At 57.5% G+C, this 15,628-nt stretch carries 12 protein-coding genes and 1 riboswitch; of the genes, 4 read left to right on the plus strand and 8 right to left on the minus strand.

Going from position 1 to position 15,628, the window contains the following annotated elements; genetic code table 11:
- Positions 1-271: 271 nt before the first annotated feature.
- A complete protein-coding gene (gene murI, locus KHQ26_RS15320; RefSeq protein WP_002883026.1) occupies positions 272-1,123 on the minus strand; it encodes a glutamate racemase in 852 nt (283 codons plus the stop codon).
- Positions 1,068-2,906 (minus strand): TonB-dependent vitamin B12 receptor BtuB, encoded by a 1,839-nt coding sequence (btuB, locus tag KHQ26_RS15325; RefSeq protein ID WP_009309738.1) that lies wholly within the window; start codon positions 2,904-2,906, stop codon positions 1,068-1,070. Before btuB ends, murI begins: the two co-directional genes overlap by 56 nt.
- A gap of 64 nt (positions 2,907-2,970) precedes the next feature.
- Positions 2,971-3,158: riboswitch (cobalamin riboswitch) on the minus strand.
- Positions 3,159-3,272: 114 nt separating this feature from the next.
- Here btuB and trmA point away from each other — a divergent pair.
- Positions 3,273-4,373, plus strand: coding sequence for a tRNA (uridine(54)-C5)-methyltransferase TrmA (gene trmA, locus KHQ26_RS15330; protein ID WP_002883023.1), 1,101 nt, complete (start codon positions 3,273-3,275; stop codon positions 4,371-4,373).
- Positions 4,374-4,424: 51 nt separating this feature from the next.
- Here the strand turns inward: trmA and KHQ26_RS15335 are convergent, their stop codons facing one another.
- Positions 4,425-4,784 (minus strand): YijD family membrane protein, encoded by a 360-nt coding sequence (locus tag KHQ26_RS15335; RefSeq protein ID WP_002883021.1) that lies wholly within the window; start codon positions 4,782-4,784, stop codon positions 4,425-4,427.
- A 15-nt stretch (positions 4,785-4,799) separates the two neighbouring features.
- Positions 4,800-5,435 carry an HTH-type transcriptional repressor FabR gene (fabR, locus tag KHQ26_RS15340; RefSeq protein WP_004151856.1) on the minus strand — a complete coding sequence of 212 codons (636 nt, stop codon included), beginning with the start codon at positions 5,433-5,435 and terminating at the stop codon, positions 4,800-4,802.
- 196 nt (positions 5,436-5,631) lie between these two features.
- Between fabR and sthA the strand changes: the two genes are divergently transcribed.
- Positions 5,632-7,032 (plus strand): Si-specific NAD(P)(+) transhydrogenase, encoded by a 1,401-nt coding sequence (gene sthA / locus KHQ26_RS15345; protein ID WP_002883016.1) that lies wholly within the window; start codon positions 5,632-5,634, stop codon positions 7,030-7,032.
- On the opposite strand, the gene oxyR is transcribed toward sthA, so the two are convergent.
- The 4 genes from oxyR to argC form a co-directional block, all read right to left on the minus strand.
- Positions 7,015-7,932, minus strand: a complete 918-nt coding sequence (gene oxyR, locus KHQ26_RS15350; RefSeq protein ID WP_002883015.1) for a DNA-binding transcriptional regulator OxyR — start codon at positions 7,930-7,932, stop codon at positions 7,015-7,017. The two genes, sthA and oxyR, sit on opposite strands and share 18 nt — an antisense overlap.
- Before the next feature lie 259 nt (positions 7,933-8,191).
- Complete coding sequence (gene argH, locus KHQ26_RS15355) at positions 8,192-9,565, minus strand: argininosuccinate lyase (RefSeq protein ID WP_004146283.1); 1,374 nt, start codon at positions 9,563-9,565, stop codon at positions 8,192-8,194.
- 99 nt (positions 9,566-9,664) lie between these two features.
- Positions 9,665-10,441 carry an acetylglutamate kinase gene (argB, locus tag KHQ26_RS15360; RefSeq protein ID WP_004187843.1) on the minus strand — a complete coding sequence of 259 codons (777 nt, stop codon included), beginning with the start codon at positions 10,439-10,441 and terminating at the stop codon, positions 9,665-9,667.
- 6 nt (positions 10,442-10,447) lie between these two features.
- Entirely contained in the window at positions 10,448-11,452 is a 1,005-nt protein-coding gene (argC, locus tag KHQ26_RS15365) for an N-acetyl-gamma-glutamyl-phosphate reductase (protein WP_004181637.1), read from the minus strand.
- A gap of 113 nt (positions 11,453-11,565) precedes the next feature.
- Here argC and argE point away from each other — a divergent pair, with 113 nt between their 5' ends.
- Together argE and ppc are read left to right on the plus strand one after the other, a co-directional pair.
- The gene (gene argE / locus KHQ26_RS15370; RefSeq protein WP_020804538.1) at positions 11,566-12,717 is read left to right on the plus strand and encodes an acetylornithine deacetylase; all 1,152 of its coding nucleotides are present in this window, start codon (positions 11,566-11,568) and stop codon (positions 12,715-12,717) included.
- Between the two features lie 258 nt (positions 12,718-12,975).
- On the plus strand, positions 12,976-15,627 hold the full coding sequence (gene ppc, locus KHQ26_RS15375; RefSeq protein WP_004181636.1) for a phosphoenolpyruvate carboxylase: 2,652 nt from the start codon (positions 12,976-12,978) through the stop codon (positions 15,625-15,627).
- The last annotated feature ends 1 nt before the right edge of the window (position 15,628 follow it).

The raw sequence follows: 15,628 nt of genomic DNA on the forward strand, positions 1-15,628 counted from the left end.
GATAAATTGTTAAAGAGCAGTTGCAACGCGGCTTTCAGCTCACCGTTGCGAGGTCCCGTATAATACGTTTTCCTCATTCAGAGTCAAGCCCTTATTTTGCTTTTCTCTGTCAGTTTTTAGCGCTGAACTTCACCGCCAAAACCCTGCTGACCCGGCGGCTTGCTTGCCGTTGTTCCGTGTCAGTGGAGGCGCATTATAGGGAGTTCTGAGACGTTGACAAGCCCTGTTTTCAAAAAATTATTCAACCGTCTCTTTTTTGTGCAAAACGCCCTTAGAGCGGTAATTTTTCCAGCGTCGAGAAGCCATAGCGACGCAGAACGGGTAAAAGCTGTTCTGTTTCTGCCGTCAGCGCCATGCAGAATGCCTTATTCTCGTCGCTGGACTTCGCATCCGGCGCTTCATGCTCTAACAGCCAGGCGGTGCGACGGGCAATCGCCGCGCCGGAATCGATCAGCCGTGTGCCTTCCGGCAGAACGCGCTGCAGCTCCTCCTGTAAAAGAGGAAAGTGGGTGCAGCCCAGCACCACCGTATCCGGCGGCTCCTGCATCCGCAGCCACGGGCGCAGGATACGGCGCAGCTCTTCTAACGGCACAGGCTCGCCGTGCAGCTTCGCTTCCGCCAGCTCCACCAGCTCCGCCGACCCCAGCATTTCAATCCGACATTCATTGGCAAAGCGGTCGATCAGCTCACGGGTATAAGGACGCTTTACGGTACCGCGCGTCGCCAGCAGGCCAACAATGCCGTTCGCCGTTAAACGGGCGGCGGGCTTGATCGCCGGCACCACGCCAACGACGGGGAAAGCGAACTTTTCACGCAGGGCAGGCAGGGAGACGGTACTGGCGGTATTGCAGGCGATCACCGCCAGCGCCAGGGGATAACGCTGCTGGACAGCAGTGACGATTTCCACAACGCGCTCAACGATAAACTCCTCGCTCTTCTCGCCATAGGGGAAGGCAACGTTATCGAAAGCATAGATGTAATGCAGATTCGGCAGCAGCTGCCGAATCTCATTATAAACCGACAACCCACCGACGCCGGAATCAAACACCAGCACGGTGGGACGTGGATCAGAAGGTGTAGCTGCCAGACAAGGTGTATTCCCGTCCTGCAGATTGGTAGCCATAAACTGTCTCGTAATCTTTATCGAACAGGTTGGCTATTTTACCACGAACTGTCAGGTGTGAGGTGACGGGATACGATAAACCGACATCCCAGAGGCTCAACCCACCCATATTGACGGTACGCGAGTTGTCGTAGTCATAATCGTAACGCTTGCCGATGTAGTGATACGTCACATCCCACCCCAGATCGTAGACCTGGCCGTTCAGCTCGTATTTCACCTGCTGCTTCGCCCGGCGATAGAGGATCTTATTGGTTTCATCATCGCGAGGGTCAACATACTGCAGCGTCAGATGGTGCTCCACCGGCCCGGTGATTATATTCCCCGTCCACTCCAGCCCCTTAATCGTCGCCGACTTGACGTTGTAATAGGCGTTGTTGTCGTAATCGATGAGGTTTTGAATCTCATAGCGATACGCGGAGAGGCGCCAGTCGACCGGCCCCGTTAACCCTTCAAGGCCCGCTTCCCATTGCTTCGACTCCTCTGGCTTCAGATTCGGGTTAGAGGCGATGCCAAAGCGTTCTGCCCCGTACTGCTGCCCGAGGGAGGGGGCGAGGAATCCTGTGCCGTACGAGAGCGTTGTCCGATAACCGTCGATAAATTCCCAGCCTGCGGCCGTCTGCCAGGTACCGTGCCAGCCAAACTGCTCGTCATGATCCTCACGGCCGGAAGCTTCCAGCGTCACGCTGTCAATCTGCTGCTGTCCCGTCAGATAAAGACCGGTGGTGTCACGCTTATACACGTCGGTACTGGTCGTTCCGCTGGATTTCAGCTTCTCTTGTTTCCAGTCAACGCCGCCGCTCACTGCCCCATGGCCTACCACAACATTATTTCCCCACTGGATATAGCGCTGTTCCATATCATCCAGGGTGGTGCCCGCGGCATAGCGGCCAGCGTCGCTGCTGTAGTTGTAATCTTTGATGCGCTGATAGTTAGCAATCAGCTGGGAGGAGTAAATTCCGGAATGGTAGTGCAGACCGGTATCCCAGGATTGGGTATAGGATTGATCTTCATCGTTTCCACCTGCGTAGCCCCAGTTACCCTGGTCATAGTCAGCGTTGGCGGAATAACCATAGCCGCGGAAGAACCCCGAGAAGTTGTCATCGAACTGATGCTGTACCCCGCCCCACAGCATTTTATTGCGGTAGCCGTCGCGATCGCTGTCGCCGCTGTAAGAGGAATTCGGTTGGACGTTAAACCCTTTGGTGGTCTGATAGGCGCCAGCAGCGGTAACCAACGTATCGCCAAACCGCTTGTTAAAGGCGCCGTCATAGGACTGATAGCCGTTCGTACCCGCGCCGGCGTTGATCTGCGAACGCTCAGCGTCGGTCATGGTGATGATGTTCACCACCCCGCCGATCGCTCCGGAGCCGTACACCGCGGAGCGCGGGCCGCGGATGTATTCCACCCGCTGGACCAGTGAGATAGGGATCTGACTGATATCTACGCCGTTGGAGATCCCCGGACGCGCCATCGGCACACCGTCGATCAGCACCAGCACGTGACGAGCCTCCGTCCCCCGAACATACAGCGAAGCGCTCTGCCCCATGCCGCCGTTGCGGGCAATATCGACCCCGGGAAGACGACGCATGACATCGTTTAAATCTTTGGACTGCCAGCGGTCGATGTCATCGCGCGTCACAATGTCGGTCGGCGCCAGCACGGTATTGACCGGTTGTTGAAAACGGTTTGCTGTCACCACTAACGTATCTGAATTGCTATCCTGCGCCCAGCCGGAAAATGCCGTGACGGATAAGGCCGTCATCAGCGAAGCTTTTTTAATCATTGTAAAAGCATCCGAAACAGAAAAAGGATGCCGCAGGTTTTATCATTTGCTCGCGACGATAAAACCCAGTGCGACGTATTCCGGCAGGTCTTCGGGCTTGGAGGCTGTTTCAAGAAATAATGACTTCCCACGGCTAGCCGCAGTGTCTGCACCGAGTGCGCTCATTTCTCACCTTCCTTACCGCTGCGCGTCAGCCCCAGATTTCCACTGGGTTCCCTTTTAACTCACAGGACCGGTAGGCGAATGCTACAATTAGACTCATATAGATGTCCAGACTGCTAATTATATTTCCCGCCACATTCGAGGCTGGACATCCCCGGCGCTTTCCCTACAATCCCCGCGTACTTATTTTATTCAGGATGCATCATGACCCCCGAACACCTTCCTACCGAACAATACGAAGCGCAGCTGGCAGAAAAAGTCGTCCGTTTGCAAACCATGATGGCGCCTTTTGCCGCGCCGGTTCCGGAAGTGTTTCGTTCGCCGGTCAGCCACTACCGCATGCGCGCCGAGTTCCGTCTGTGGCACGATGGCGACGATCTGTACCATATTATTTTCGATCAGCAGACCCGGTCGCGGATTCGCGTTGACAGCTTCCCGGCCGCCAGCGCGCTGATCAATCAGCTGATGACCGCCATGCTGGAGGGCGTACGCAACAATCCCGTGCTACGCCAGAAGCTGTTCCAGATTGACTATCTGACCACCCTCAGCAACCAGGCGGTCGTTTCGCTGCTGTATCATAAAAAGCTGGACGATGCCTGGCGTGAGCAAGCGGAGGCGCTGCGTGACGCCCTGCGAGCCCAGGGGCTCAATGTGCATCTGATTGGGCGGGCGACCAAAACCAAAATCGAGCTCGATCAAGACTATATAGATGAACGCCTGCCGGTTGGCGGGCGGGAGATGATCTACCGTCAGGTGGAAAACAGCTTTACCCAACCGAACGCGGCCATGAACATTCAGATGCTGGAGTGGGCACTGGATGTCACCAAAGGGGCGACTGGCGACCTGCTGGAATTGTACTGCGGCAACGGTAACTTCTCGCTGGCGCTGGCGCGTAATTTCGATCGCGTATTGGCCACCGAAATCGCCAAACCGTCGGTGGCGGCGGCGCAGTACAACATCGCCGCTAACCATATCGACAACGTGCAGATTATCCGCATGGCGGCGGAAGAGTTTACTCAGGCGATGAACGGGGTGCGGCAGTTCAACCGGCTGCAGGGTATCGATCTGCATAGCTATCAGTGCGAAACCATCTTCGTCGATCCACCGCGCAGCGGGCTGGACAGCGAGACGGAAAAAATGGTGCAGGCCTATCCGCGTATTTTGTACATTTCGTGCAACCCGGAAACGCTGTGTCGCAATCTGGAAACGCTAAGCCAGACGCACAACGTTACCCGGCTAGCGCTGTTCGACCAGTTCCCGTATACCCATCACATGGAGTGCGGCGTCCTGCTGACCCGCAAATAGGCCCAAAAAAACCGGCAATGTCATATTGCCGGTTTTTTTACCGCTGGCGGCTTACTCGGCTGCGGTATCTTTGCGGTTACGCATCTTGTAGCCGATCCAGAAGACCATCGCGACGGACAGAACGGCCGGGAAGAAGTTAGAACCGATATCCGGGTACTCCGCACGCACGACGGTGCTGTACAACAGCACCCCGAGAATAAAAAAGGCGGCGGCCAGGCCCGGTAGCCCAACGGGCATACTGCGATTCTGATAGCGCTGATGCAGACAGTAGACCGTCAGCAGCAGGGATAAAATGGGGAAGACGGAAAACGGAACTATCGAACTGAACAGCGCCGCAAAGGCGCCATTAATGGATAACCCGGCAATCAGCGCCAGCAGCAGCGTACCTTTATCTTGAACTGAGTGTTTCATTGCTCGTCCTTCACGTTATTCGGAATGATGTGACATTTTTTCTTGTTCACGGCGATACCAGTAATACGCGCCTTTCGAGATCATTCGAAGCTGCAGTACCAACCGTTCCTCCAGCTGCCGGCGCTGCTCAGGGCCGACATCCAGCGCTTCCGCGCCAGCGCTAAAAACGATGGTGACCATAGCTTCAGCCTGCGCTTCGGTAAAGGCGCGCGGCATATGGTTTTCGAGTTCTAAATAGTCGGCGAGTTCCGCAATAAAGTGCTGGATCTCGCGTGCGACGGCGGCGCGAAACGCCGCAGAAGTTCCCGAGCGCTCGCGCAGCAGCAGGCGGAAGGCGTTCGGGTTGTTACCGATAAATTCCATAAAGGTGGAGACCGAGGTGCGGATCACGCTGCCGCCTTTGGCTATCCGCTGGCGCGCCTGGCGCATCAGCTGGCGCAGCATCAGTCCGCTCTCATCGACCATCGTCAGGCCCAGCTCATCGACGTCGCGAAAATGACGATAAAAGGACGTCGGCGCGATCCCTGCTTCCCGGGCCACTTCACGCAAGCTCAGGCTGGCGAAACTCCGCTCAGCGCTAAGTTGACTGAATGCCGCTTCCACCAGCGAACGGCGGGTTTTTTCTTTTTGTTGTGCTCTTACGCCCATCACGATGTATGAATCCTTCCAATAGCCCTGCTGGCACTATACCAGAGATTAAAACTAATCGGTTTGCCCTGGATTGTGAATGATTGTTTACGAGCCGTTTCTGCTTTTATGCTGCAAAAAAGCACAACGATAATTGGGTTAAAGCGCAGCGAATGTTATCATCGTGTTTATTTTATGTATAAAACAGGTGAGTAATGCCATGTCACACTCTTGGGATTATGATGCAATAGTGATTGGTTCCGGTCCTGGCGGGGAAGGCGCCGCCATGGGACTGGTGAAACAGGGAGCACGCGTTGCCGTCATCGAGCGCTACCATAATGTCGGCGGCGGTTGCACCCACTGGGGCACCATCCCGTCGAAAGCCCTCCGCCATGCCGTCAGCCGTATTATCGAGTTTAACCAAAACCCCCTCTACAGCGACCACTCCCGCCTTCTTCGCTCTTCTTTCGCCGACATCCTTAACCATGCCGACAGCGTCATCAACCAGCAGACTCATATGCGCCAGGGATTCTATGAGCGCAACCACTGTGAAATTCTGCAGGGCAATGCCCACTTCGTGGATGAGCATACTCTGGCGCTGGAGTGCCATGACGGCACGGTCGAGACTGTGACTGCGGAGAAATTCGTTATCGCCTGCGGATCGCGTCCCTACCATCCGGCGGATGTCGATTTCCACCACCCGCGCATCTATGACAGCGATTCGATTCTCAGCCTGCAGCATGAGCCGCGCCATGTGATCATTTACGGCGCCGGGGTGATCGGTTGTGAATATGCGTCGATCTTCCGCGGCATGGAGGTGAAGGTCGATCTGATCAACACCCGCGATCGTCTGCTGGCCTTCCTCGATCAGGAGATGTCAGACTCGCTCTCTTATCACTTCTGGAACAGCGGCGTGGTTATTCGCCACAACGAGGAGTATGAGAAAATTGAAGGGGTGGATGACGGGGTGATCATGCACCTGAAGTCCGGCAAAAAGCTGAAGGCCGATTGCCTGCTGTACGCTAACGGCCGCACCGGCAACACCGACACCCTGGCGCTGGAAAATATCGGTCTGCAGACCGACAGCCGCGGTCAGCTGAAGGTCAACAGCATGTATCAGACCGCCCTCCCGCACATCTATGCGGTTGGCGATGTCATCGGCTATCCAAGCCTGGCTTCTGCCGCTTACGATCAGGGACGCATTGCCGCCCAGGCGCTGGTGAAAGGCGAAGCCTCAGCGCATCTGATTGAAGATATCCCGACCGGGATCTATACCATTCCGGAAATCAGCTCCGTCGGGAAAACCGAGCAGCAGCTGACGGCGATGAAAGTGCCGTATGAGGTGGGCCGCGCCCAGTTTAAACACCTGGCGCGGGCGCAAATCGTCGGTATGAGCGTTGGTACGCTGAAGATCCTGTTCCATCGTGAAACCAAGGAGATCCTTGGCATTCACTGCTTTGGCGAGCGCGCGGCCGAAATTATTCATATCGGCCAGGCGATCATGGAGCAGAAAGGCGGTGGCAACACCATTGAGTACTTCGTCAACACCACCTTTAACTACCCGACCATGGCGGAAGCGTACCGGGTTGCCGCGCTGAACGGCTTAAACCGCCTGTTTTAACGCCTTGTCGAAATGGCCATCCATCGTGCCGCGGATGGCCTCCGCCAGATGTTCATAGCGGCTGCGCAGCGGGGAGCCCGGACGATAAACCAGACCGATGGTGCGTCTTGGCTCTGGCTTAATGCACGGCAGGTAGACTACGCCATCGCGTTTTCTCTCTTGCGGCACCGCCAGCGCCGGCAGCAGGGTAATGCCGCTGCCTGCCGCCACCATATTGCGCAGCGTTTCCAGGCTGGTCGCGCGGAAGTGGGTATCCTCATCCGCCCCCGCTTCAAAGCAGAAGCCCATCGCCTGATCGCGCAGACAGTGGCCATCCTCCAGCATCAGCAGCTTTTCACCGGCCAGATCCGACATCGGCACCCGATCGCGGTTCGCCCACGGATGATCTTCATAGATAGCCAGCATCATCGGCTCATCGAACAGCGGCACCTCGATAAAGGCCTCGCTCTCTTTGACCAGCGCCAGGATGGCGCAGTCGAGCTTACCGCTGTCGAGCTGAGCCAGCAGCTGATGGGTCTGCGCTTCGTGCAGATACATTTCCAGCTTCGGGAAGGTCTGATGCAGCATCGGAATGATGTGCGGCAGCAGGTACGGGCCAATTGTCGGGATCAGGCCGATATGCAGCGGCCCGGACATGGTTTCCCCTTGTTGGCTTGCCATTTCCTTGAGCACTTTTACTTCGCGTAACACGGTACGCGCCTGATCCACCAGCAACAGCCCCGCCTGGGTAAACAGAACCTTACGGCTGGTGCGCTCCAGCAGCATGACGCCAAGCTCATCCTCCAGCTTGCGGATCTGTCCGCTGAGCGTCGGTTGGCTCACATGGCATGAGTCAGCCGCCCGCCGGAAGTGGCGGTGTTCGGCGAGCGCTACCAGGTATTCAAGATCGCGAATATTCATTATTCATCCTCCATCGCCACGATAGTCCATGGCGATAGATAGCATAGCAACGAACGATTATCCCTATCAAGTTTTCTGTTCAATAATACGCCCATAAAGACGGTCTACCTGTGAAAATCACTGACCCGTCACACTGTTTCTCTACCCGAACAACTAAAGCCAACGTGAACTTTTGCGGACCTTGCGTCCGCTTTTTTTTTGCATAAAAAACCCGGCGTCGCTGGGCTTGGCCGGGTCAGGGAGGGCAGATATCTAAGGATTAGCTTAAACGAGCCTTCGCCTCGTTGATAGCCTGGGCTACCTGCTGCGGCGAGACGCCGCCTTTCGCTGCGCGTTTCTCGAGGCAAGACTGCAGCGACAGGATCGGATACACATCGTCCGCAATCACCGGGCTGAATTTCTGCAGATCGGCCAGGGTCAGCGCTTCCAGCGGTTTCCCTTGCGCAATGGCTTCCACTACCGCTTCACCGACAATATGGTGCGCCTCGCGGAACGGTACGCCTTTCGCCACCAGATAATCCGCCAGCTCAGTGGCGTTGGCATAGCCCTGCTGCGCCGCTTCCGCACAGCGCGGGCGTTTTACCTGAATGCCGTCCAGCACCAGGGCCGCCATATGCAGGCAGTCGAGCCAGGTATCCAGGGCGTCGAAAAGCCCCTCTTTATCTTCCTGCATGTCTTTGTTGTAGGCCAGCGGCAGTCCTTTCAGCGTCATCATCATGCCGGTCAGCGCTCCCTGCACGCGGCCGCATTTGCCACGGATAAGCTCCAGGGCGTCCGGGTTTTTCTTCTGCGGCATCAGCGAGGAGCCGGAGGTTACACGGTCGGAAAGCTCGACGAAGTTCGCCTCGCCGGAGTTAAAGAAAATCAAATCTTCCGCAAAGCGCGACAGATGCACCATGCCGATAGCCGCATCGGAAAGCAGCTCCAGCACATGATCGCGATCGGACACGCTGTCGAGGCTGTTGCGGGTGGCGGAGGCAAAGCCCAGCCAGCCGGCCAGCTGCTCGCGGTCGATCTCATACGCCGTCCCCGCCAGCGCGCCGCAGCCCAGCGGGCTGACGTCGAGGCGCTTCAGCGCGTCCTGCAGACGGCTTTCGTCACGCGCCAGCATTTCAACGTAGGCCAGACACCAGTGCGCGAACGTCACCGGCTGGGCGCGCTGCAGGTGGGTGTACCCCGGCATTACCGCGTCCTGATTCTGCTGGGCGGTCTCCACCAGCGCGCTCTGCAGCTGGCGGTTCGCCGAGAGCAGTTCGACAACGGTATCTTTGCACCACAGTTTAAGATCGGTGGCGACCTGGTCGTTACGGCTGCGCCCGGTGTGCAGTTTCTTGCCCAGCTGGCCCACTTTATCGATCAGCTTGCCTTCCACCCAGCTGTGAATATCTTCGGCATCGCTGGCGAGGATTTGCTGCGGATTGGCGCGCACCTCTTCCAGCAGCACGTTCAGCGCTTCTTCCAGCTGCTGCTGTTCAGCGGCACTCAGAACGCCGACCGTTACCAGCGCTTTCGACCAGGCGACAGAGCCAACGATATCCTGCTCCGCCAGACGATAGTCGAAGCGCAACGAGTCGTTGAACTGTTTGAACCGTTGATCTGCTGCCTGTGTAAAACGCCCGCCCCAAAGTGCCATAACATGCTTCCTTTATTCGTTAGTTCCGCCGGCGGCATTGTGCCGCTCGGCCTACGGTCTTGTAAGCCCGGCAGACGACGCGCCGCCGGGCATGAAATCTTAAGCCAGAATACGTGTGCCGATCGGCGTGCCGTTAAATAACGCCGGCAGCTGCTCGGCGTGACGCCAGGAGGCGATATCCACCGGACGACCCAGAGCACGTGCGGCGTCAAGGGCCGCATTCACTTTAACAATCATGCCGTCGGTGATAATCCCCTGCTCGATCAGCTGTTCCGCTTTCTCGGCGGTCATCTCGGCAATGCGCTGCCCTTTACCGTCGAGGATACCGCTAACGTCAGACAACAGGATCAGATCCGCCCCCAGGGTGGCCGCCAGCGCTGTCGCCGCCTGGTCAGCGTTGACGTTCATCAGCTGGCCCTCATCGGTCACCCCGATAGAGCTCACCACCGGCAGGTAACCGCCGGCCAACAGGGTGTTGATCAGTGCCGGGGAGCCCGGCTGCGCCAGCCCGACATGGCCCAGCTCAGCATCCAGTTGCGTGACCTTCACGCTATCGCCATCGCCGAGGAACAGGCCTACCGAGGAAATACCATGTTTTTTCGCCCACGCCAGCAGCGTCTTGTTGGCGGTTCCCGCCAGCGCGCCGGTGATGATGTCGATTTGCTCAGCCGGCGTAACGCGCAGGCCATTTTTCTTCTGCACCGGCAGGTTGAGCTGCTTCATCAGCTCATCCACCACGCAGCCGCCGCCGTGGACGATAATCAGCGGACGCTGGTGCGCTTCACGGTAGTTAACCAGCGCGGTAAAAAGGCGCTCCAGCGCTTCTTCGCTATCGAGTAATACGCCGCCAAGTTTGATAATTAATGGGTTCATCATCACACCTTAAATAAGAGACTGCGTCTCAGCGAAGCCGAAACGAATATTCGCGCACTGCACCGCCTGCGCTGCGGCGCCTTTCAGCAGGTTATCCTCTGCCGCGACGACGATGAGATGATCGTCCTGCACGGCAAAACCGATATCACAGAATGGCAGGCCTTCGACGCTTTTCAAAGCGGGCACGCCTTTATCATATAAACGTACCAGTGGTTTATCGGCGTAAGCCTGCTGGTAAACCGCCGCGATCTGCGCATGGCCGACGCCCGGCTTCAGGCGGCAGGTGATGGTTTCCAGGATGCCGCGCTTAAAATTACCCAGGTGCGGGGTAAAAATTACCTTTGCCCCGAGGTGGCTGGCAATCTCCGGCTGATGGCGATGGTTAAATATGCCGTACGGCTGCAGGCTAACTTCACAGAAGCTGTTGCCGATCGCGGCTTTACGACCCGCGCCGCTCACCCCGCTGGTAGCGTTGATTACCGGCCACTGGTTGAGATCCAGCAGATTGGCCTCAATCAGCGGCTTCAGCGACAGCTGCGCCGCCGTCGGATAGCAGCCTGGCACTGCGATTAACTGCGCGTCTTTAAGCGCATCCGCGCTCCACTCCGCCAGACCATACACCGCCTGTTTGAGCAGGTCGGGATGCTGATGAGTGAAACCGTAATATTTTTCGTAGAACGCCCCATCGTTAACGCGGAAGGCACCGGAGAGATCGAACACCACGCAGCCAGCGGCAAGGAACTGCGGCGCCAGATCGTGACTCACTTCGTGCGCGGTGGCGAGAAACACCACGTCCACGCCAGCGCTGAATTCGCTGATATCGGACATCGGCTGCAGCGGCATATCGACAATGCCTTTGAGCTGCGGATGCAGGTCGGAAATTAATTTTCCCGCATCATTGCTTTGCGCGGAGACCGTCAAAGCGGTTATGTTCATATGCGGATGACGATTGATATAGGTCACCAGCTCTGCGCCGGCATAACCACTGGCACCCACAATCAGCGTATTTAACATTGGAAGCGCATCTCCTTACATTCGATGGGTTTTCTTACGCTCAACGATATTGTATTTTTATTCACAATAAATGCATGAATATTGATACTATCACGACCCAAGGTGTGTCAACAATGAAAAACAATTTACCGCCCTTTATCGAGATTTACCGCGCGTTGATCGCCACACCGTCCATCAGCGCGACCGAAGAGGCTCTCGATCAAAGCAATGAGTCTTTAATCAATTTGCTGGCAGGCTGGTTCCGCGATCTCGGCTTCAATGTTGAGATACAGCCGGTGCCGGATACGCGCCATAAATTCAACCTGCTGGCCAGCACCGGACACGGCGCCGGCGGCCTGCTGCTCGCCGGGCATACCGATACCGTGCCGTTCGATGATGGCCGCTGGACGCGCGACCCGTTCATCCTCACCGAACACGATAACAAGCTCTACGGCCTCGGCACGGCCGATATGAAAGGCTTCTTCGCCTTTATTCTCGACGCCCTGCGCGATGTCGACGTCACCACGTTGAAAAAGCCGCTGTATATTCTGGCCACCGCCGACGAAGAGACCAGCATGGCCGGCGCGCGCTACTTTGCCGAAACCACCCGGCTGCGCCCGGACTGCGCCATCATCGGCGAGCCCACCTCCCTGCAGCCGATCCGCGCCCACAAAGGCCATATGTCCAACGCGATCCGTATTCAGGGCCAGTCCGGCCACTCCAGCGATCCGGCGCGCGGGGTCAACGCGATTGAGCTGATGCACGACGCCATCGGCCGGATTATGCAGTTGCGCGATCTGCTAAAAGAGCGCTATCACTTCGAGGCGTTTACGGTCCCTTACCCAACCCTCAACCTGGGCGCTATCCATGGCGGCGATGCCTCAAACCGTATCTGCGCCTGCTGTGAACTGCATATGGATATCCGCCCGCTGCCGGGGATGACCCTAAACGATCTAAATGGTCTGTTGGGCGAGGCGCTGGCCCCGGTCAGCGAACGCTGGCCGGGCCGCCTGACGGTCTCTGAGCTGCATCCGCCGATCCCCGGCTACGAGTGCCCGCCGGACCATAAGCTGGTGCAGGTGGTCGAGAAACTGCTTGGCGCGCAGACCGACGTGGTGAATTACTGCACCGAAGCGCCGTTTATCCAGACGCTGTGTCCGACGCTGGTTCTCGGCCCGGGCTCCATCAATCAGGCCCATCAGCCTGACGAGTATCTGGAGACGCGCTTTATCAAGCCGACCCGGGAGCTGATTAGCCAGGTGGTTCATCACTTCTGCTGGCACTAAAATCGCCCTCTTTTTCCGCCCCGTTCTCCCGGGGCGGAACGGTGACGATCGTCACATTTCCATAAGCGATGCTTATCCAGCGCTCCCTGAATTAAATTTCGCAAATTACGGCGATTTACTCGTTTGCTGAAGCGATTTCGCAGTAATTGACGTGGGGGTATTTACGTGGCTTTATAAAAGACGGGTTGCTTATCCGTTGCTCACGTTCCAGCGCAGCGGATATAACAAAATAAAATGAGATGGGGTGTCTGGGGTAACATGAACGAACAATATTCCGCATTGCGTAGTAATGTCAGTATGCTCGGCAAGGTGCTGGGCGATACCATCAAGGATGCATTGGGAGAAAATATTCTTGATCGTGTCGAAACTATCCGTAAGTTGTCCAAATCTTCACGCGCCGGCAACGAAGCTAACCGCCAGGAGCTGCTGACCACGCTGCAGAATTTGTCAAACGACGAACTGCTGCCGGTGGCCCGTGCCTTCAGCCAGTTTCTGAATCTGGCCAACACCGCTGAGCAGTACCACAGCATTTCGGCCAATGGCGAAGCGGCCAGCAATCCGGAAGTCATTGCGCGTACCCTGAGAAAGCTCAAAGACCAACCCAATCTCAACGAAGAGACCATCAAACAAGCGGTGGAATCGCTGTCTCTGGAGCTGGTGTTAACCGCCCACCCGACCGAGATCACCCGCCGGACGCTGATCCATAAAATGGTGGAAGTGAACAACTGCCTTAAGCAGTTGGACAACAAAGATATCGCTGACTATGAGCACCATCAGCTGATGCGCCGTCTGCGCCAGCTGATCGCCCAGTCGTGGCATACCGATGAAATTCGTAAGCACCGCCCTTCCCCGGTCGATGAAGCCAAATGGGGCTTCGCGGTGGTGGAAAACAGCCTGTGGGAAGGGGTGCCTAACTATCTGCGCGAGCTGAACGAACAGCTGGAAGCCAACCTTGGCTATCAGCTGCCGGTGGACTTCGTCCCGGTGCGTTTCACCTCGTGGATGGGCGGCGACCGCGACGGCAACCCGAACGTGACTGCCGACATCACCCGCCACGTGCTGCTGCTCAGCCGCTGGAAAGCGACCGACCTGTTCCTCAAAGACGTGCAGGTGCTGATCTCCGAGCTGTCGATGGTGGAGTGTACCGACGAGCTGCGCGCCCTGGCTGGCGCCGAGGGCGCTCAGGAACCTTACCGTTATCTGATGAAAAAACTGCGCTCTCAGCTGATGGAGACCCAGGCCTGGCTGGAAGCGCGTCTGAAAGGTCAGAAGCTGCCGAAACCGGCGGGACTGATCACTCAGAACGAGCAGCTGTGGGAGCCGCTGTACGCCTGCTATAAATCGCTGCAGGCCTGCGGCATGGGCATTATCGCCAACGGCGAACTGCTCGACACCCTGCGCCGCGTGAAGTCTTTCGGCGTACCGCTGGTGCGTATTGATATTCGTCAGGAAAGCACCCGCCATACCGAAGCGCTGGGTGAAATGACCCGTTACCTCGGGATCGGCGACTACGAAAGCTGGTCGGAAGCCGACAAACAGGCTTTCCTGATCCGCGAACTGAATTCCAAACGTCCGCTGCTGCCGCGCCAGTGGGAGCCAAGCGAAGAGACGCGTGAAGTTCTCGACACCTGCAAGGTGATCGCCGAGGCGCCGCGCGGATCGATCGCCGCCTACGTGATCTCGATGGCGAAAACGCCGTCCGATGTGCTGGCGGTTCATCTCCTGCTGAAAGAAGCCGGGATTGGCTTTGCTCTGCCGGTGGCCCCGCTGTTCGAAACGCTGGATGACCTCAACAACGCCAACGACGTCATGACCCAGCTGCTGAATATCGACTGGTACCGCGGCTTTATCCAGGGCAAGCAGATGGTCATGATCGGCTACTCTGACTCCGCTAAAGATGCCGGCGTGATGGCCGCCTCCTGGGCGCAGTACCAGGCGCAGGACGCGCTGATCAAAACCTGCGAAAAAGCCGGTATTGAACTGACGCTGTTCCACGGTCGCGGCGGCTCTATCGGCCGCGGCGGCGCGCCGGCCCACGCCGCGCTGCTCTCGCAGCCGCCGGGAAGCCTGAAAGGCGGCCTGCGCGTTACCGAGCAGGGCGAGATGATCCGCTTTAAGTACGGCCTGCCGGAAGTCACCATCAGCAGCCTGTCGCTGTATACCAGCGCCATTCTGGAAGCCAACCTGCTGCCGCCGCCGGAGCCGAAAGCAGAATGGCGCGACATCATGGCCGAGCTGTCCGACGTGTCGTGCAAGATGTATCGCGGCTACGTGCGTGAAAACAAAGATTTCGTCCCTTACTTCCGCTCTGCGACCCCGGAGCAGGAGCTGGGCAAACTGCCGCTGGGTTCGCGTCCGGCAAAACGTCGTCCAACCGGCGGCGTCGAGTCGCTGCGCGCCATTCCGTGGATCTTCGCCTGGACCCAGAACCGCCTAATGCTGCCAGCCTGGCTGGGCGCTGGCGCTGCGCTGCAGAAGGTGGTCGAAGGTGGAAAACAGAGTGAACTGGAAGCCATGTGTCGCGACTGGCCGTTCTTCTCTACCCGCCTCGGCATGCTGGAGATGGTTTACTCGAAGGCCGACCTGTGGCTGGCGGAGTACTACGATCAGCGCCTGGTGAAGCCGGAGCTGTGGGCGCTGGGTTCCGAGCTGCGCAAGCTGCTGGCTGCCGATATCAACGTCGTGCTGGCCATCGCCAACGACTCCCATCTGATGGCCGACCTGCCGTGGATCGCCGAGTCTATCCAGCTGCGTAATATCTATACCGACCCGCTGAACGTCCTGCAGGCGGAACTGCTGCACCGTTCACGCCAGGCTGAAGAAGAGGGCAAGGACCCGGATCCGCGCGTTGAACAAGCGCTGATGGTCACCATCGCCGGCGTCGCCGCCGGTATGCGTAACACCGGTTAAT

This window comes from Klebsiella sp. 10, from assembly GCF_018223925.1.
In the GTDB taxonomy this organism is placed as follows: Bacteria; Pseudomonadota; Gammaproteobacteria; order Enterobacterales; family Enterobacteriaceae; genus Klebsiella; species Klebsiella pneumoniae.

Excerpts from the sequence above, each read along its gene's own strand:
- murI (WP_002883026.1), bottom strand. The coding sequence starts at position 1,123 with ATGGCTACCAATCTGCAGGACGGGAATACACCTTGTCTGGCAGCTACA.
- btuB (WP_009309738.1), bottom strand. The coding sequence starts at position 2,906 with ATGATTAAAAAAGCTTCGCTGATGACGGCCTTATCCGTCACGGCATTT.
- trmA (WP_002883023.1), top strand. The coding sequence starts at position 3,273 with ATGACCCCCGAACACCTTCCTACCGAACAATACGAAGCGCAGCTGGCA.
- KHQ26_RS15335 (WP_002883021.1), bottom strand. The coding sequence starts at position 4,784 with ATGAAACACTCAGTTCAAGATAAAGGTACGCTGCTGCTGGCGCTGATT.
- sthA (WP_002883016.1), top strand. The coding sequence starts at position 5,632 with ATGTCACACTCTTGGGATTATGATGCAATAGTGATTGGTTCCGGTCCT.
- oxyR (WP_002883015.1), bottom strand. The coding sequence starts at position 7,932 with ATGAATATTCGCGATCTTGAATACCTGGTAGCGCTCGCCGAACACCGC.
- argH (WP_004146283.1), bottom strand. The coding sequence starts at position 9,565 with ATGGCACTTTGGGGCGGGCGTTTTACACAGGCAGCAGATCAACGGTTC.
- argB (WP_004187843.1), bottom strand. The coding sequence starts at position 10,441 with ATGATGAACCCATTAATTATCAAACTTGGCGGCGTATTACTCGATAGC.
- argC (WP_004181637.1), bottom strand. The coding sequence starts at position 11,452 with ATGTTAAATACGCTGATTGTGGGTGCCAGTGGTTATGCCGGCGCAGAG.
- argE (WP_020804538.1), top strand. The coding sequence starts at position 11,566 with ATGAAAAACAATTTACCGCCCTTTATCGAGATTTACCGCGCGTTGATC.
- ppc (WP_004181636.1), top strand. The coding sequence starts at position 12,976 with ATGAACGAACAATATTCCGCATTGCGTAGTAATGTCAGTATGCTCGGC.